Origin of the sequence: Pseudonocardia nematodicida, from assembly GCF_040105385.1 — a bacterium.
GTDB classification, from domain to species: Bacteria; Actinomycetota; Actinomycetes; order Mycobacteriales; family Pseudonocardiaceae; genus Pseudonocardia; species Pseudonocardia nematodicida.
Map to the genome: position 1 here is coordinate 276,130 of NZ_JBEDNQ010000010.1, position 17,802 is coordinate 293,931.

Here is a 17,802-nt window from a genome sequence, read left to right on the forward strand (position 1 = left end):
GGTTCCGTTTGGTTCCCGTTGAAATCGACCACCGTGCGAAGCACAGCGTCACGATCACAAACCGTTGACCTGCGACGACGTGGGGCGGGCCGGGTTCGAACCGGCAACCTGACGGGTCGTGAGTCGCATCGTCGCAGGTAGTGAGCGGCACGCAGCCAACGACAGCGGTGCAGCTACCGACCACAATCGGTCAACACTGGTGAGCGGACGGCAACACCGGTTGGCTTGCATAAGCGTTGGCATTCCCGTTGGCCGAGACCGTTGCCGAACGGGCCTCTACATCCTCAAGGCGCTGCCTCCGGCGGCGTCAGGGCGGCTGGTCCCGCCGGCCCGCCGTCCGAACCCTCCACCTCCGGCCCGGGCGCGGCCGTCGGTCCAGCTACCCGGCCCGCTGCTACCTAAGGACGCACCTGACCTGCTGCGGCGTCATGCCTTTGGGCTGGCGCCGTCAGTCGGGAGCACCCCGATCGGCCGCCAGAACTACCGGTCGTGGAGCTAACCTAGGTGCTGTTGGTTCTACTCGCCGCTCAGGTCAGCCCTGCAGGCGTCCAGGTTCTTGTCGCCGAGTCGGCCCATCTGACCAACTGCGGTTCGGATCGCGCCCCTCGAAAGGAGTGCCGCGTCAGACGACGCGCCCGACCTCTGGGCTCGTAGTTGCTCAAAGAAATCGTTACCGGTATTTCGCGCGGCACGCCACACCTCACGAGCCGTAGCACAGACCTCGGGCGGAGCAACAAGTGCTAGCTGATTGAACGATAGGCGCAAGGCGGTTCGCAGCTCAATCCATTGAGCTTCGGCGGCAGCTACGTCTTTATTGTCTGAGAGCACTAGGGGGAGCTCGACTCGCATGAACTGTAGCGCGTTCTCACCTGCCGCTGAGAGGTCGGAGTACGCTCTCTGCTTGGCTTCCCTAAGCCACTTCGCACGCTCGGCGCCTAGCTTCATTTGCTCAAGCTGTCGATTGTCGCGGGCGCGTCGCCGCTCTAGAAACGCGTTGGTTAGAAGAGTTAGGATCACGCCGACCAACGTCGCGACGGCCGTAACTATCTGCGACGCAAGCGCCGTTTCCACTGTTTGCTCTCGATTCTGGTCGCCAGCAACTTGACCGCTGCTAGTTCGGCGCGAGGCAACTGCGTGTTAGCACCGTCAACAGCAGACCGTCTCTGAGCTGCCTGGCCCCCCTCGGCCGAGAAGTGTCCCGGTACCCAGCCGAGCGGACTTTTAGATCGCGCTCACTGCGATGCGGGCGATCACCAGAGGGGTGTCGTCTCCGGGTCCATGAGAGGGCTCGTGTCACCACGGAAGCCGGACACTCTCGCCAGATTCCGGAGAAGATGACCGACTACCGTGACAGGACGCTCCCACAGGTCCACCGTCGAGGCCGTGACGATGTGGAGGTACTCGTCCCCAGCGAAGGGCTGTCCCCTGTCGCTGGCGAAGGCCCCGTTGGAGTGGCCGAGGGCACCGACCATCCCGCTGACATGAACGCCGATCCGCCACATGCCCTGATACTCCATGTGCCCCTCGCCGAGGAACCCAGCGAGCTGAGCCGACTGATGGACGACCTCGACGATGCAGGCAAAGTCAATCTGGTTGGTGCCGTCCTCCCACGGGTTGCTCCCACGAGCGGACACGACGCTGAGAGCCCCATCACCGCCAACGAGCAACCTCATATTGTGGGTTTCCGCCCGCGCCATCCAGTATCGGTCAGACAGGTCAGGCGCAGAGTTGAAGATGGCCTCGAGCGCCGGGCCATCGGTGTGGGCGTAGGGGCGGCCGAGGTCGAGGAAGTTGGGTGACCTGTTGATCTTGTAGGCCACGTTCCGGCGGGCACCGTGTAGCGCTTGACCGAGGCGATTCCGATCGTCGATCAGCCCGAGGAAGTCTTCTCGGGCAGGGACTTCTGGACGCACCAGCACCGAGACATGGATCCCCAGGCGGTCCGCGATGGGAATCGGGTCGAGCTCATCGCTGAGCTTGCGCAAACGCGCCTCGAAGTCGTCAGCGGCGAGCCGGCGCTGCGCGAACAGGGAGGCAACCTCGGCGTCGCCGAGGGGGCGCTTACCGACAGCGCTTCGTCCCCAGTACCGGTTATCAACCATATGAGGAGCGGTCGCGGACTGCGGCACCACAACCAGCAGCGCGTACCGGCCACTTCCGTCGGGATTCTGCAGCGGCTCGCCAAAGACGACATGCATGGCCGGCTGCACGCGCGTCTGTCCTGCGACGCTGGAGATCCGGTCTTTCAGGGCCTCCAGGGGGGCATCCGTGCCGACGACATGTTCCGCTGCTGTCGCCTTATCGCTCACCCCGATGACGAGCACTCCCCCGTCGACGGTCAACGACGCCAGGTCCTTCGCAAGCTCCAGGTTCGCCCCGGCGGCAGCCGCCGGGATGGCCGCCTTGCACTCCACCCACTGCGTCTCCGTCAATGAGCCCGCTTGGACCGCCGCGACCAGTTCGTCCCACGAGGCGACATCAAGTCGGCCGCGGTTGGGCCCCGTGTAAAAGGACGTCATCGCCACAAAGGGGGATCTTTCCACATCCGACTGGCGCTACCTCCGGGAGCCCGGGCGGCGACGCCCCGGTGTCTAGCGGCGACAGTGCAGTGGGCGGAACTGCTCGGCGTCGCCGCGTACGCCCGAAGTTGTCGCCGCTGCCGACAAGCGGCAGGCCGCCGCGAGATCAGACCCCGAACCCGCGGCTTAAAAGGACACGTAGTAGAGCAACACGGAGAGTCTTCGAGCTCCACCTGTTCCGGTACCCATCGCACAGTAGGGCGCAATTCGCACGAACCATCACCAGTTCGCACCACGAGTGATTCCACAGCGAGCTCAACCGTCGGCATGAGGCATCCCGCACCACACACGGTGCAAGCAAGGTCATCAGACACCGTCGAAGAGCTCGTGACATGATTACGGGTCCGTGCCTACGTGCCTACACAACAGAGCAGAACGCCATGCATCCCTCAGACGTCGAGAAGCCGTCGAAGATAGGGCGTCAGGAAGACCCCGTCTGGGTCGAACCGCCGGCGCACCGCCAGGAAGTCGTCGACCCGCGGGAAGCACGTTCGCACCTGCTCCGCAGTAAGGTAATTCGCCTTACCCCAGTGCGGACGCGCGCCGAAGCGCAGCAGCTCGGCGTCGACGGCCCGCAGGAAGTGGTCACCCTCGTCGCTCCGGATCCCTGATACCGAGATCGAGACGGTGTCGCGGTGGTACTGCGCCGAGAGCAACGCCTCATCGGCGCCCTGCCAGCGGACCTGCACGGGCGAGATCTGTTTCGGGAAGCGCTCGCGCATGAGGGTCCGGATCGCCAGGAACGCCTCCCGGGCCCGGGAGCGCTCGACCATGTGCTCCAGCTCCACGTAGCCGGGGTCCGTTTCCTCCTCGTCTTCCGGCAGGTCCGGGTAGACGGCGTAGGCGCGCCCCTGCCGGCTGCCGGGCTCCCCACTGACCGGCTCGGCGGCGGGGTCGGGGCCGACAGGCAGTTCGGTGAGAAACTTCGCGTAGACGTGGTCGGCCGGGAACTCGGGCAGGCCGTACAGGCTCCAAGCCGAGTCGTGCGGCGCCCAGAAGAAAGAGAAGTGGCGGTACTGCTCGGGTGCGGTCTCCCAGACGTCGAGCAGCTCGTCCAGGCCCAGGACGGCGTTGGCCTCCCGGAGCCGGTAGGCCGGCAGACACTCCAGCGTGAGCTCGGTGACGACCCCCAGCAGCCCGAGCGAGACCTGTGCCGCGTGGAGCACCTCCGGGTCGGTCCCATCGACCTCGACGATCTCGCCCCGGCCGTCCACCAGGCGGACGGCGCGCACCGTCGAGGAGAAGCTGCCGTAGCGGGGACCGGAGCCCTTGGTCCCGGTCGCCACCGCTCCCGCGATCGTCTGGCCGTCTGTGTCGCCCTGGTTCTGCAGGGACAGCCCGGCCCGCCACAGCGGCTCCCCGACCCGGGAGAGCGGGGTGCCCCCCAGGATCCGCGCGGTACGGGAACGGCCGTCGGCGGCGAGGACGCCGGAGAGCCGCGACATGTCGAGCAGGCGCCCGGGGGTCTCCACGACAGGGGTGAAGGAGTGGCCGCTGCCCGCGGCCCGGACCGCCTGCCCCGATCGGCGTGCGTCGGCCACGATCGTCGCGACGTCGGACTCCGATGACGGAACGTGTACGGCGAACGGGACGAACGACTGGTTCCGTGCCCAGTTCGTCCACGTCGACACGGGACGCAGCTGATCTGTCATGAGTAGAATGTAATCCTTCAGTAGTGCGGGGAAGGGAAGGCATCATGGCGGTGCCGAGTGGTCCGATCATCGCCCGTTCGACGGGCCTCGAGCAGGTGTCGCTGAGTGCGCAGGCCCTGACACTGCTCCGCCAGGCCGTCGTGAGCGGCGAGCTCCGCCCAGGTGAGATCTACTCGGCGTCCGCGCTCGCGAGCGAGCTCGGTGTGTCGAACTCGCCGGTCCGGGAGGCGATGCTGGCGCTGGTCAACGACGGGCTGATGGTCGCGGTGCGCAATCGCGGATACCGGGTGGTCCCGATCAGCCCAGAAGAGCTGCGCGACATCGAGGAACTGCGGCTGATGCTAGAGGTGCCCGCGATGGCCGACCTCGCCCGGCGCCTCGAGGGAGCCGATCTCGCACCGTTCCGCAAGACCGCGGAGGAGATCGTGACCGCGGCCGAGGCCGGCGACATCACCGCGTACCTCGAACGCGACCGCGAGTTCCACCTCGGACTCCTCGACCTGCACGGCAACGACCGGCTGGTCCGACTGGTCGGGAACCTACGCGACCAGACTCGCCTCTACGGTCTGCACGGGCTCCTCGACGAGGGCCGGCTGCGCGCCTCCGCCCTGGAGCACCTCGACATCGTCGGGGCGATGGAGTCCGGTGACCCCGAGGAGACCACCCGGCTCATGACGGTGCACCTGCGTCATATCACCCGGGAGTGGTCCGCCGCTGCGACCTGAGGCCCGCGGTGGACGACGGTCGCCGTCGTCCACCGCGGTCAGCCGGGGAGCAGGTCAGGCGAACCAGGCCGGGTCGAGCGCGGTGATGCGCCGCTCCAGCTCCTTGCGACCCTCGGCGCTGATGCTCGGGGTCGGCGACCGCACCGGGCCGACGTCGTGCCCGATCAGCTCGCACGCGGTCTTGACCGCGCTGGTGTACGGGTTCGACGCCAGACACACCACCAGCGGCAGCAGCTCACGATGCAGCCGGGCGACCGTGGCCGCGTCGCCCGCGCGGGCGGCCGTGATAATCTGCGCATACGCCGGCATCGCGACGTTGAACACGCCGGTGACCAGCCCGATCGCGCCGATGTTCAGCGCCGCCTCGGCGAGGACGTCCTCGCCGCAGAAGAGGCCGATGTCGTCGGCGTGCTCGGTGATCAGGGCGCTCATCAGCAGGGGGTCCGCGCTGGAGTCCTTGACGTAGCGGACGTTGTCGTGCGCCCTGGCCAGCTCGACGATGAACTCGGTGTCCATGTTCAGGCCGGTGGCGCCCGGGTAGTTGTAGAGCATCACCGGCAGGTCGGTCGATGCCGCGACCGCGCTGAAGTAATCGCGCGCGGCGGCGCGGGGCAGCGGGTCGTAGAACGGCGGGGCGACCATCACCCCGTCGGCGCCGACCGAGGCGGCATGTTCGGTGTGGCGCAGGGCCTCGGCGGTGGTGAGCCCACCGGTCTGGGCGAACACCGGCACCCGACCGGCGGTCTGCGCCACGATGATCCCGACGACCTGCTGGCGCTCGGAGAAGCTCAGCGAGGAGAACTCGCCGGTGCCGCCGCAGGCGATGATGCCGTCCGCGCCGGCACCGACGATGCGGTCGACCAGGTCACGCAGCGGCTGCTCCGCGACCTCGGCACCGTCCGCGGTGAACGGGGTGACGATGGCGGGGAACGCTCCCTGGATCTTCATGTCCTACCTCTCCTTCTCGATGTGCTCGGTGTCGCCGCGTCACGCGGGCGGCGGAGCGAGGGTGATCGTGCGGGTCGACGAGTAGAAGTCGAGCGCGGCGAGGCCCTGTTCGCGGGGACCGGAGCTGGAGTCCTTCTCCCCGCCGAACGGTGCGTGGAAGTCCACACCGGTCGTCGGAGCGTTGATCTTGATCATTCCGGTCGTGACCTCCCGCGCCACATCCAGTAGCGGCCCCAGGTCGCGACCGTGCACCGAGGTGACGAGACCCTGCTCGACGCCGTCCGCGATGCGGACGGCGTCGGCGACCGAGCCGGCCGGGATCACCGAGACGATCGGCCCGAACGTCTCACGCTGGTTCACCTCGTGCTCGGCGGGCACTCCGCGCACGACGACCGGCGAGACGAAGCTGCCCGCGGCCGGTGCCTCGCGGCCGGTGACCACCTGCCCGCCCGCGACCCGCACGAGGTCGGCGGCCTCGAGCACCGCGGCCGCGGCACCGGCGCCGATCACCGGGCCGACCACCGTGGAGGTCAGGGCCGGGTCACCGACCTCCAGGTCGCCCACCGCGGCGAGCAGTGCCCCGGTCAGCGGCTCGGGTTCACCGACCACGACGATCCGCCGGGTCGAGGTGCACTTCTGGCCGGCGAAGCCCATCGCCGCGCCGGCCAGGAGCTGTGCGGTCTGTTCCACGGGGGCGTCGGGCAGCACGATCGCCGCGTTCTGCCCGCCCATCTCGGCCTGCACCGGAATGCCCCGTGCGGACGCCCGCGCGCTCACCTGTCTGCCGACCTCGGTGGACCCGGTGAACGACACACCGTCGACCGTGTCGATGAGCGCGGTCGCGGTGTCCCGGCCGCCCGGGACGAGCTGGAACAGCCCCTCGGGCAGTGCCTTGCCGAGGATCTCCCCGAGCAGCCGGGCAACCGCCATGCCGTCGGTGGACGGCTTGAGCACGACGGCGTTGCCGGCGGCGAGCGCGGGCACGCTCTTCCACAGCGGGATCGCCGCGGGGAAGTTCCACGGCGTGATCAGCCCGACCACCCCGAGCGGGCGCCGCTCGGTGAGCAGCATGCCCGGACCGCTCGGCGGCAACACGTCACCGGTGCGCAGCAGTGCGGCCTGCGCGTAGTAGGCGACGATAGAGCGCGCCCTGGCGACCTCACCGCGCGCCTCGGTACGCGGCTTGCCGACCTCCCGGACGATCAGGTCCTCGAGCTCGGCGGCGTTGTCACCGAGCGCTCGGCCGACCGCGTCGAGCGCGGCGGAGCGGGCGAACGCGCCCTGGGCCCACCACGAGCGTCCGGCGGAGCGCCCCCGCTCGGCGGCGGCCGCCACCTCCGCGGGGTCGGTCACCGGCTCCCGGCTCACGACGTCGTCCGGCCGCTGTGGGCTCGTACTGACGAGGATCGCAGACATGACGCTCAGCTCGCCGCCGACAGGGCGGCGAACGCCTGCTCGAAGTCCTTGCGGGCGCGCGCCTCGTCGGCGGCGTCCAGCGGCAGGCGCGGCAGGCGCACCGGCCCGCCGTAGCGGCCCGCCATGTCCATCGCCAGCTTGATCGCCTGGATAAAGGTGTGCTTCGAGTCCCAGGCGAACGCGTCGTGCACCTGCTGGTACAGCGGCAGCGCCTGCGCGAGGTCGCCGGCGACGGCCAGGTCGTAGAGCTTGCGGCACTCCCGCGGGAACGCGTTGGAGAACCCGCCGATCCAGCCGACGGCCCCGACGAGCACGAGCTCGAGGAGCACGTCGTCGGCGCCCGCGAGGACGTCGATCTGCGGGGCCAGGCTACGGATCTGGTGGGCCCGCCGGACGTCGCCGGAGAACTCCTTGATCGCGACGATGTTGTCGAACTCGGCGATCCGGGCGACCAGCTCGGGGGTCAGGTCGACGTTGGTGTCGAACGGGTTGTTGTAGGCCACGACCGGCAGCCCGACCTGCGAGAGCTCGCGGTAGTGGGCCACGACCTCGTCCGGGCCGGCCCGGTAGGCCGTGGGCGGCAGGGACAGCACGCCGTGCGCGCCCGCCTCCTGGGCCTGCTCGGCCCAGCGCCGGGACTCGGCGGCGCCGTAGGCGCCGGTCCCCGGGATGACCGAGAAGCCCTCGGGGGCGGCCTCGACGGCGGCCCGGACGACGGCGGCGCGCTCCTCGGTGGTGAGCGTCTGGTACTCGCCCAGAGAGCCGTTGGGGCTCACCCCGTCGCAGCCGTTGGCGGCGAGCCAGGCGACGTGCTCCTGGAGCTTGTCCAGGTCGACCGCCAGGTCGTCCTTCTTCAGCGGCAGCGCCGCGGCGACCACGATTCCGTGCCACACGGCCATGGAAGTGCTCCTCTTGTGTCGTTGCGATTACGGGTTGCCGGCGGTGCAGCGAGTGCCCGTACCGGGGTTCGTTCAGCTCAGTGCGAACCAGGTGGTCTTGAGCTCGGTGTACTGCTCGAAGGCGTCGAGGCCCTTGTCGTGCCCGCCGAACCCGGAGGTCTTGAACCCCCCGAACGGGGTCGTGATGTCGCCCTCGCTGTAGCAGTTCACCGAGACCGTCCCGGCCTGCAGGGCGCGGGCGACGCGGTGTGCGGCGTTGAGGTCGTCGGTGAACACCGACGCGGCCAGTCCGTACTCCGAGTCGTTGGCGATCTCGACCGCCTCGGACTCGGTGTCGAAGGCGATCACCGACAGCACCGGGCCGAAGATCTCCTCCCGGGCGATCGCCATGTCCGGTGTGACGTCGGTGAACACGGTGGGCTCGACGAACCAGCCACCGCTCTCCTCGCGGACCCGGTTGCCGCCGATAGCGACCGTGGCGCCGGCGGCGCGGCCCGACTCGATGTAGCCGAGCACCTTGTCCAGGTGGGCCGCCTCGATCAGGGCGCCGGTCCTGGTGTCGGGGTCCTGCGGGTCACCGACGGTCCAGGTCGCGGTGCGGGCCACGAGTTCGGAGACCAGCTCGTCGCGCAAGCTGCGGTGCACGAGGATCCGCGAGCCGCAGGTGCAGTTCTCCCCCATGTTCCAGAACGCCGCGCCCGTCAGTTCCTCGGCGATCGCCGCGAGCTTGTGGCTCTGGTCGGCGAGCACGAGCTGGGGGCTCTTGCCCCCGCACTCCAGGACGACCTTCTTCAGGTTGCTGTCCGCGGCGTAGCGCAGGAAGTGCCGGCCGACCTCGGTCGACCCGGTGAAGGTGACCACGTCGACGTCCGGGTGCAGGCCGAGGGCCTTGCCCGCGACGTGGCCGAGGCCGGGCACCACGTTGAACACTCCGGCCGGCAGTCCGGCCTCGACGGCCAGCTGGGCCGTGCGCAGGGTGGAGAACGGGGACAGCTCGGCGGGCTTGACCACCACCGAGTTTCCCGCCGCGAGCGCGGGGCCGATCTTCCACGACAGGGTCGCCATCGGGAAGTTCCAGGGAAGCACCCCCGCGACGACGCCGATCGGCTCGCGCGTGATCAAGGCCAGGTTCTGGGGGCCGGTGGGCGAGATGCGCCCGAAGACCTTGTCGATGCTCTCGGCGTACCAGCGGATCGTGCCGATCGCGTCGGGCAGGTCGAGGGTACGGGTGTCGGTGATGGGCTTGCCCGCGTCGATCGAGTCCAGCATCGCCAGCTCGTCGATGTGCTCGTCGAGCAGGTCCGCGAACCGCAGTAGCACCTCCTTGCGCTCCGCCGGGGTCGCGCGGCTCCACACTCCGCTGTCGAACGCCGCCCGAGCCGAGGCGACCGCGGCATCGACGTCGGCCTGCCCGCACGCGGCGACCGAGGCGATCACCGCACCGGTGGCCGGGTTGACCGAGTCGAAGGTCTCGCCGGAGATCGGGCCGGCCTCCTTGCCGTCGATGATCGGGCGGGTGATGAACGTCGGGTCGGACACGGTGCTCCTGTCGTTTCTGGGGTGTCGGTCAGATGGGGGCGAAGCCGTCGCGGAGGACGTCGAACGGATCGGCGACGACACGGGAGAACCCGGTGACGTGTGCGCTGCCGGTCACCACGGGTGTGACGACGAGCCGGCCGTCGCCGTGGCGCGATCGCCCCGCGCGGGCCTCGAACCGGCTGTCGATGATGCTGCGGGTGACGAGCACGTCTTCGGCGCCGATCTCGCCGCGTGCGAGCCGTAGCGCCAGCAGTGCGCTGGTTCCGGTGCCGCACGGCGACCGGTCGATCTCGCCGGGCGGCGCGACGACCACGACCCGGCAGGCGGGCCCGTCGGCGGTGTCGAGACGCTCGTAGAACAGGACCTGGTAGACCTCGAGGACCTCGCCGGTGACCGGGTCGCGCGGCGGACGGTCGGCCAGCGACCGTGCCAGTTCCCGGGCGAGTCCGACGATGTCCAGTGCGGACTCGGGCCGCAGCGCCACACCGAGCTCCGCCGCATCGACCGCCGCGTAGTGATCGCCGCCCCAGCTCAGATCCACCCGGACCTGCCTACCGCCGAGCTCCTGACGCCAACCGTCCACGAACCAGGCGTCGACGTTGGTCAGCTCGACGACGCTCGCCTTCCCGCCGGCGCGGGTGACCGCGGTGCGCACGACACCGGCCGGGGTCCTGATCGCCAGCTCGCGCCGGTTCCCGGTGACCGTGCCCGGGACCAGTCCGGTCTCGTCCACGGCCACCGCGAGCCCGATCATGCAGTGACCACACATCGGCGGGTACGACCCGGGCTCCAGGATCACCGCGCCGAGGTCGTGGTCGGGACCGGTGCTCGGTACCGGGACCACGGCGCAGGTCAGCCCCCCGCCGCGCGGCTCGTGCACCAGACGGCGCCGGACCCAGTCCGCAGAGCTCCTCAGCCAGGCCCGGACGTCCGCGACCTCCCGGACACCGTCGGGCGGCACGAGGCCCCCGACGACGATGCGGGTGGGGTTACCGGCGGTGTGGGTGTCCACGACGTCGAGCGCGGCGCCGGTCCGTGTCGACAGCCAGTCCGCGCCCAGGACCGCGAGGTCGACCTGGTTCATCGGATCTCCTACGTAATCGGTAGCGGGTAAAATACTACCCGCTGACCTGCGTGCGGAACAGCCCGGTGTGACGTGTCCCCGCCCCTACTGCTCCTCGTAGACCGGCGGAGTGTCACCTGCGCGGTAGATCGCGGGGTCGTCGATCACCCCGTAGTCGGTCCCCCACTTCTGGTGGATCGCCTCGTACGTCCCGTTCGCGATCAGGGACTCGTACGCCGCCTGGATCGCCTCGGGCAGCCCCTCGACGTCGGGCGCGCGACTCACGGCCGTGGCCGTGGGGCCGCCGCTCACCTGCCCGGAGCTGGTGACCGGCACGCCGTCCTGCTCGAGTACGACGCCGACCTCGCGCCCGGTCAGCACCGCGTCGACCCGGTCGCTGGTCAGGGCGAGCACGGCGTCGTTCATCGCGGGGAAGGTCTGGACCTCGGGGGCCGGCTGTCCGGCCTCGGTACAGACCTCGGCGCCGCGTTCCATGGCGGGTACGCCGGACGAGCCGGTCAGGATCGCGATGCGCTGTCCGCAGGTGTCGGGCAGTCCGTCCGGACGGTAGTCGCTGGTGTCGGCGACGATGAACGCGTCGGAGTTGCTCCACTCGGTCACGAAGTCGGCGACCTCGAGGCGGTCGGGGCGGACGAAGAACTCGCCCATCCCGATGTCGTAGCGCCCGGCCTGCAGCCCGGTGAGGATCGAGCCGAAGTCGACCGCGTTGACCTCGATCCGCAGGCCCATCGTCTCGGCGACCGCCGTGGACATGTCCGGGATCATCCCGGTCTGGGTACCGGCGTCGTTGAAGGAGAAGGGCTTGTAGTTGTTCATCGTCGCGACGCGCAGCACGCCCCGCTCGCGGACGGCCTCGGGCAGGAGGGCCTGCACCTGTGGGTCGGCGGCCACGGCGGGGACGGACGACGGGCCGTCACCCGGGCCCTCGGCGCCGCCGCCACCACATCCCGCGGCGAGAGCCGCGACGGAGACGGCCGCGGCCACCATCCGTACGAACGCGTTCCGGCGTCTGGTCATGACATCTCCTCGGTCGGTTGCAGCAGAGCGCGCGCCAGTGCGTCGTTCTGCCGGAAGTAGCCGGCGTTCTGCCGTGGTCGGGGGAAGGCGTGTGCCCAGCCGGCACCGATCACCCAGGGGCCGACGGCCCAGCGGGCGGGATGCGGTCCGGTGGGCCCGAGCAGTCGCCCTTGGTCGTCGACCAGGATGCGGCCGCTGCCGATGCCGCCGATGCGGTCGCTGACCTCGTCGCGGGCGCCGAGCGCGCGCAGCAGCGGATCGACGGTTCGGCCGATGTCGGCCGGGGGCAGCCGGGCGTCGATGAGGCAGCGGGCGGTGATGTCTCGGTCGGAGGTGGTCGTGCGGGCCCGGAAGAGTCCGGCGTCGGCGTCCGCGGTGACCCGCAGGCCACCGCCGAGGAATCGGACGACGCCCGCGTCGGCCATCGCGGCCAGCTGGGCGAGCCGTTCGGGCGGTGGGCCGCTGGTGACGTGGCTGAACAGGCCGTGCAGCCAGCCGTCGATGTCCTTGACGATCGACTCGGGTGAGAGCAGACGTGCCCGCAGCAGCTGGCCGAAGACGTCGTAGACGGAGAAGAAGGCCGCCGCGACGGCTGAGTCGACGCTACACAGGGGGTCGTCGATGCGGGAGAGGTGCCTACGCACGAAGCCGGTGACGTGCCGGTGGGTGTCCTGCGGTCCCACCGTCCGCGCCCCGGCCCCGGCCGGGTCGGTCTCGGCCAGGGGGTCGATGAGCGCCGACATCGAGAAGCGGTCGCGGGGGTCGGGGATCGACCGCTCGATCAGCGCGTCGAAGGCCGCGTCGCCGTACTCGAGCGCGGACAACGCGGCCAGGAACTCCGGCCATCCGACGGCGACCCGCTGCGGGTGGGCGTGGAAGAGCTCGTGGGCGTGCGCGTACACGATCTCCTTGCAGGCCATCGGCCAGAGCTCGCCGGTGAAATCTGCCGTATGCGGGTCCGGACAGCGCTCCACGACGGCCGCGACGTCGAAGAAGTACGGCAGCGGCGGCCGGTCGGCCAGGAGCGGATGGGTGAGCTTGGGGTGGTAGGGCACGCCGCGCCGCGACCCGACGTGCAATACCGGTTCGCGCCCGGACGGGCGGTAGCGCAGCGCGCCGTCGTCGTCATGGTCGAACACCCCGCCACGGGACTCCCCCAGCAGGACCATCCAGTCGATGAACGCGAGCCCGAGCCCGCTGACGATCACGTGCTCGCCCTCGGGGACGCGCTCGGCGTCGCAGTCCGCGGTGTAGGCGGGCGGCATGTACACCAGGTCGTGGTCCGCCGCGAAGCTCAGGTACGCCGTCTCTCGACCGTCGAACTCGTCGTCGAGATGGCCCTGCGCCAGCACGACCCGGTCGGCCCGCACCGACCCTCCCGACGCGGTGCGCACGAGCTGCGGCGGGGTCCCGGCGGACGGGTCGTCGACGATGTCGACCACGGTGTCACGGTGGACGACGACGCCGATCCGTTCCGGTGCGGTGTCCACGATGTGCCGGAACGCCCAGGCCAGGTACTCGCTCTGCAAACCGCGGGACACGAAGGTGTCCCCCGTCGCCGCGGCGGCCTCGGCGCCGATCTCCGGGTCGACCGCCAGCACGTGGCGGTTCCGGTCGACCCATTCGGCCAGTGTCGGCCCGCCGCGCAACCGTCCGGAGATCTCGCAGCTCTCGTCGGCGAACACTGTCACCCGGGCCGCGGGCACGTTCATCCACAGCAGGGACGGCTGGTCCCGCCGCCACACCCGCCCGCCGCCGATCGGGAACGGGTCGAAGACGTGGACCTCGATACGGCCGTCCCCGGGCAACACATCGGCGTTCGCGCAGAGACTGTCGAGGACACCCAGGAACCGGGGGCCCCCACCGACGACGGCGATGACGAGATCACTCACCGGGCCACCACCGCGCGCCGGTGTGCGTCGGCGGCGTAGCCGACGCCGAAGCCGCGGGGGTAGGGGTCGTCGGGGTCGAGGTGGAAGGTGGTGGTGGCGGTGATGAAGGCGCGTCCGGTGATGGTGGGGACGACGGCGGTGGTGCCGGCGAGGTCGAGGGTGCGGGTGAGGCGTCCGGTGAAGCGGGTGCCGATGATGGATTCCTGGACGTAGTCCTCGCCGAGTTGTTGTTGTCCGCGGGCGTGGCGTTGGGCCATGCGGGCGGAGGTGCCGGTGCCGCCCGGTGAGCGGTCGATCCCGGCCTCACCGAAGAAGACCAGGACGCGGTGCGCGTCCGCGCTCCCGAAGGCGTCGTCGGTGATCAGGACGTCCGGGATCTCCTCGGGCTCGCCGCGCTCGGGGTGGCGCGCTTCGATGGCGGCGTTCGCGGCGTCCCGGACCAGGCGCCCGACCTCGGCCAGCCGGTCGGCGTGCTCGGGAACCACGGCCAGGCCGAACACCGAGGCCGGGACGATCGCGTAGAAGTTGCCGCCGTAGGCGACATCCACCGACACGGTCCCGTGCCCCGGCACCTCGATCTCGACGTCGCGGGCGTACAGGAACGACGGGACGTTCTCGATCGTCACGCCCTGCACCGCGCCGTCGGAGACCGCCACCTGCGCGACCACCAGGCCGGCCGGTGAATCGAAGGTGACCGTCGTGATCGGCTCGACGACCGGCACCATGCCGGTCTCGACGACCGCTGTCGCCGCGCCGATCGTCCCCGCACCGCACATCGTGAGCCAGCCGCCGGTCTCGATGAAGACGATGCCGACGTCGGCCCGCGGGTCACAGGGCGGCAGCAGGAGGCTGCCGGACATCGTGGCGTGACCGCGGGGCTCGTACATGAGCAGCTTGCGGAGGTCGTCGTGGTCCCGCCGCAACGCGAGCCGCTGCGCGGCGATCGTGGAGCCGGCCACCCGGGGCGCCCCGGCGACGACGACCCGGGCCGCGGCGCCTGCGCTGTGGCAGTCCACCACGGAGAAGCTTCGTACCGATCGCACCGTCCACGCTCCTTCCAGCCCAGTGGTCGGTAGAATATTACACATAACCGGCTGCGCGACAAGGAACGAACGGATGAGGCCCGACCGGGCTCGGCAAGCCCATGAGCTGCATGTTTCGACTACGTGAAGTGCTTGACACTCGGTTTCGACGCGTAGCATCTTAAATTTTACCGGTTACGGCTTACAGCTTGTGGCTCCTCGACGACCGGTGTAGACACGTCCCGCGGCGCCCCACTGCCGAGGTGCCCCACCCAGAACAGGTAGGACGATGATTCCCACGATCAGACGCGTGAGCATCGCTCTCACGACGACCGTGTTGGCGGTCGCCCTCGGCGCGTGCGGTGGCGGTGCGGACACCGCTGAGCCGGCAGCTCCCGCCCTCGCCGCAGATCCCTCTGTCGTCGCGCTCCTCCCGGCTCCGGTGAAGGAGCGCGGGACGCTGCGGGTGGCGGTCCCCGACACCGGCGCCCCGCTCGGCTATCAGGAGAACGGTGAGCTGCGCGGGATGGATCCGGCTCTCGGCGAGGCGGTGGCCCAGGTGATGGGTCTGCGCTACGAGCCGGAGATGGTCCCCTTCGCCTCCGCGATCCCAGGTTTGCAGGCCGACCGCTACGACATCGCCTACGGGCAGTTCTACGTGACCGCCGAACGCGTGCAGGTCGTCGACTTCGTGACCGACTGGCGGGACTTCAGCAGCTTCATCGTGCCGTCGGGATCGCAGTTCCAGCCGCAGTCGCTGGCCGACGCGTGCGGGAGGAGCATCGGCGCGATGGACGGTTCGGTCGAGCTGCAGTTCCTCAACGACGCGCAGGCCGACTGCACCTCGGCCGGACGGCCGCAGATCGCGATCAGTGCTTTCCCGTCGATCTCGGCCGGAGTCCTGGCGCTCGGAAGCGACCGGGTCGAGGGGGTGCTCACCGGTCGCGGTGCGGCCGAGAACGCCGTCGCGCAGGGGCAGCCCTTCGACATCGTGGGTGAGATCGGCGGTGGCCCGACCGCCACGGCGGTGGCGCGGACCGCGGACTCCGACCAGATGCTCGCCGCGGTGCAGAAGGCCTACGAGGTGCTGATCGCCGATGGCGCGTACCGGCAGATCCTCGACGCGAACAACACCGCCTACGGCGCGATCGACGACCCGACGGTCTACACCCGGGGCGCGTCGCTCCCCACCTACCAGTGAGCACCCGGCCGCGGCCGGCCCGGCGCCGGCGCGGAACCCGAGAGCGGAGAAGACACCGATGACGACACAGATACCGACGGCGCAGCGTCCCGATGCGGAGGTCGCCGCGCTGCAGGTGCAGAAACAGCGCCACTACGGCCGATGGCTCGGCGTCGTGGTCCTCGGTGTGCTCGCCGCGATGCTGGTGAACACCCTGCTCACCAACGAGCGGTTCCAGTGGGGTGTCGTCGCGGAGTACTTCACGACCACGACGATCCTGCAGGGCCTGGGCCGCACGCTGTGGCTCACCGCCGCCGCGATGGGGATCGGCATCGTGCTGGGCACGGTCCTTGCGATCATGCGACTGTCTCCGAACCCGGTGTTCTCCGCGTCGTCGGGAGCCTTCATCTGGTTCTTCCGCGGCACACCGCTGCTGGTCCAGCTGATCTTCTGGTTCAACCTGTCGGCGCTGTATCCGGAGTTGTCGCTGGGCATCCCCTTCGGCCCGGCGTTCGTGACCGGCAGCGCGAACGAGTTCATCACCGTCTACGTGGCCGCTCTGCTCGGGCTGGGACTCAACGAGGGCGCCTACATGGCCGAGATCGTCCGGGCCGGCATCAAGTCGGTGCCGACCGGCCAGCGCGAGGCCGCCGAGGCCCTCGGTATGAGCTCACGCCGGATCCTGTTCCGGATCGTGCTGCCGCAGGCGATGCGCGTGATCATCCCGCCGACCGGGAACCAGCTGATCGGCATGCTCAAGACCACCTCACTGGTCAGCGTGATCGCACTTCCCGACCTGCTGTACTCGGCGCAGATGATCTACTCGACGAACTTCCAGACCATCCCGCTGCTCATCGTGGCCAGCATCTGGTACCTGATCGTCACGACGATCCTCTCCATCGGCCAGCACTTCGTGGAACGCCACTTCAGCCGGAGCGAGAACAAGCCCGTTCCCGCCCTGGCCGCAGTCCGGCGACTCCTGACCCCCCGACGAGAGGCGACGGCATGACCGCCACCACCGAGAAGACCGGCGCCGCAGCCGTCGAGTGCGTCGGAGTACAGAAGTCCTTCGACGGCACCCCCGTCCTGCGGTCCATCGATCTCCACGTCGAGCAGGGCCAGGTGCTCTGCATCATCGGACCGTCCGGTTCGGGCAAGAGCACCTTCCTGCGGTGCATGAACCACCTCGAGCGCATCGACGGCGGACTGCTGCGGATCGCCGGCGAGATGGTCGGATACCGCGAGCACCGCGGCAAGCTCCACGAGCTGCGCCACCACGAGATCGCCAAGCGGCGCGCCGACATCGGCATGGTCTTCCAGAGCTTCAACCTGTTCCCGCACATGACGGTGCTCGAGAACATCATCGAGGCACCGATGAGCGTCCGGCGGACCAAGCGCGCGGCCGCCGAGGCCGACGCGCGCAGGCTGCTCGACAAGGTCGGTCTGGCCGGGCGTGAAGGCGCCTATCCGCGGATGCTCTCCGGCGGCCAGCAGCAGCGCGTGGCCATCGCCCGGGCACTGGCGATGCACCCCAAGATCATGCTCTTCGACGAGCCGACGAGCGCGCTCGATCCCGAGCTCGTCGGCGAGGTGTTGGCCGTGATGAAGGAGCTGGCCGAGGAGGGGATGACCATGATCGTGGTAACCCACGAGCTGGGGTTCGCCCGAGAGGTGGCCGACCGGGTGGTGTTCATGGACGGCGGGTACATCGTGGAGCAGGGCGCTCCAGAGGAGCTGTTCTCGAACCCGACCACCCCACGGTGCAAGGACTTCCTCAGCAAGGTGCTGTGATCCGCGGGACTGGCGTGACTCCCGCCGCCTGCCGCGAGCCCGTACGGACCGCGGCAGG

Annotated in this window: 14 protein-coding genes; 4 read left to right on the forward strand and 10 right to left on the reverse strand. The window is 69.8% G+C overall.

What is annotated here, in order from left to right; translation table 11 throughout:
* Positions 1-1,250: 1,250 nt before the first annotated feature.
* Both WIS52_RS23545 and WIS52_RS23550 read right to left on the reverse strand, forming a co-directional pair.
* Positions 1,251-2,525, reverse strand: a complete 1,275-nt coding sequence (locus WIS52_RS23545; protein WP_349300523.1) for an AlbA family DNA-binding domain-containing protein — start codon at positions 2,523-2,525, stop codon at positions 1,251-1,253.
* A 443-nt stretch (positions 2,526-2,968) separates the two neighbouring features.
* Positions 2,969-4,231: a D-arabinono-1,4-lactone oxidase gene (locus WIS52_RS23550; RefSeq protein WP_349300524.1), complete on the reverse strand. Its 1,263-nt coding sequence runs from the start codon at positions 4,229-4,231 to the stop codon at positions 2,969-2,971.
* 44 nt (positions 4,232-4,275) lie between these two features.
* On the opposite strand from WIS52_RS23550, the gene WIS52_RS23555 reads away from it, so the two are divergent.
* On the forward strand, positions 4,276-4,956 hold the full coding sequence (locus WIS52_RS23555; protein ID WP_349300525.1) for a GntR family transcriptional regulator: 681 nt from the start codon (positions 4,276-4,278) through the stop codon (positions 4,954-4,956).
* 54 nt (positions 4,957-5,010) lie between these two features.
* Here WIS52_RS23555 and WIS52_RS23560 read toward each other — a convergent pair whose 3' ends face one another.
* From WIS52_RS23560 to WIS52_RS23595, 8 genes are all read right to left on the reverse strand, one after another.
* The gene (locus tag WIS52_RS23560; protein ID WP_349300526.1) at positions 5,011-5,904 is read right to left on the reverse strand and encodes a dihydrodipicolinate synthase family protein; all 894 of its coding nucleotides are present in this window, start codon (positions 5,902-5,904) and stop codon (positions 5,011-5,013) included.
* Between the two features lie 39 nt (positions 5,905-5,943).
* On the reverse strand, positions 5,944-7,320 hold the full coding sequence (locus tag WIS52_RS23565; protein ID WP_349300527.1) for an aldehyde dehydrogenase family protein: 1,377 nt from the start codon (positions 7,318-7,320) through the stop codon (positions 5,944-5,946).
* A 5-nt stretch (positions 7,321-7,325) separates the two neighbouring features.
* Positions 7,326-8,219, reverse strand: coding sequence for a dihydrodipicolinate synthase family protein (locus WIS52_RS23570; protein ID WP_349300528.1), 894 nt, complete (start codon positions 8,217-8,219; stop codon positions 7,326-7,328).
* Between the two features lie 72 nt (positions 8,220-8,291).
* The gene (locus WIS52_RS23575) at positions 8,292-9,758 is read right to left on the reverse strand and encodes an aldehyde dehydrogenase (RefSeq protein WP_349300529.1); all 1,467 of its coding nucleotides are present in this window, start codon (positions 9,756-9,758) and stop codon (positions 8,292-8,294) included.
* A gap of 28 nt (positions 9,759-9,786) precedes the next feature.
* Positions 9,787-10,842: a proline racemase family protein gene (locus WIS52_RS23580; RefSeq protein ID WP_349300530.1), complete on the reverse strand. Its 1,056-nt coding sequence runs from the start codon at positions 10,840-10,842 to the stop codon at positions 9,787-9,789.
* Between the two features lie 84 nt (positions 10,843-10,926).
* The gene (locus WIS52_RS23585) at positions 10,927-11,859 is read right to left on the reverse strand and encodes a transporter substrate-binding domain-containing protein (RefSeq protein ID WP_349300531.1); all 933 of its coding nucleotides are present in this window, start codon (positions 11,857-11,859) and stop codon (positions 10,927-10,929) included.
* Entirely contained in the window at positions 11,856-13,751 is a 1,896-nt protein-coding gene (locus tag WIS52_RS23590) for an FAD/NAD(P)-binding protein (RefSeq protein WP_349300532.1), read from the reverse strand. The genes WIS52_RS23585 and WIS52_RS23590 overlap by 4 nt, the downstream gene beginning before the upstream one ends.
* Positions 13,748-14,794, reverse strand: a complete 1,047-nt coding sequence (locus WIS52_RS23595; RefSeq protein WP_349300533.1) for a proline racemase family protein — start codon at positions 14,792-14,794, stop codon at positions 13,748-13,750. The genes WIS52_RS23590 and WIS52_RS23595 overlap by 4 nt, the downstream gene beginning before the upstream one ends.
* Before the next feature lie 289 nt (positions 14,795-15,083).
* Between WIS52_RS23595 and WIS52_RS23600 the strand changes: the two genes are divergently transcribed.
* From WIS52_RS23600 to WIS52_RS23610, 3 genes are read left to right on the forward strand one after another with little or no spacing between them, the layout of a single operon-like run.
* Positions 15,084-15,974, forward strand: a complete 891-nt coding sequence (locus WIS52_RS23600; RefSeq protein WP_349300534.1) for a transporter substrate-binding domain-containing protein — start codon at positions 15,084-15,086, stop codon at positions 15,972-15,974.
* A gap of 58 nt (positions 15,975-16,032) precedes the next feature.
* Positions 16,033-16,962: an amino acid ABC transporter permease gene (locus WIS52_RS23605; RefSeq protein WP_349300535.1), complete on the forward strand. Its 930-nt coding sequence runs from the start codon at positions 16,033-16,035 to the stop codon at positions 16,960-16,962.
* The gene (locus WIS52_RS23610; protein WP_349300536.1) at positions 16,959-17,744 is read left to right on the forward strand and encodes an amino acid ABC transporter ATP-binding protein; all 786 of its coding nucleotides are present in this window, start codon (positions 16,959-16,961) and stop codon (positions 17,742-17,744) included. Before WIS52_RS23605 ends, WIS52_RS23610 begins: the two co-directional genes overlap by 4 nt.
* Positions 17,745-17,802 lie beyond the last annotated feature (58 nt).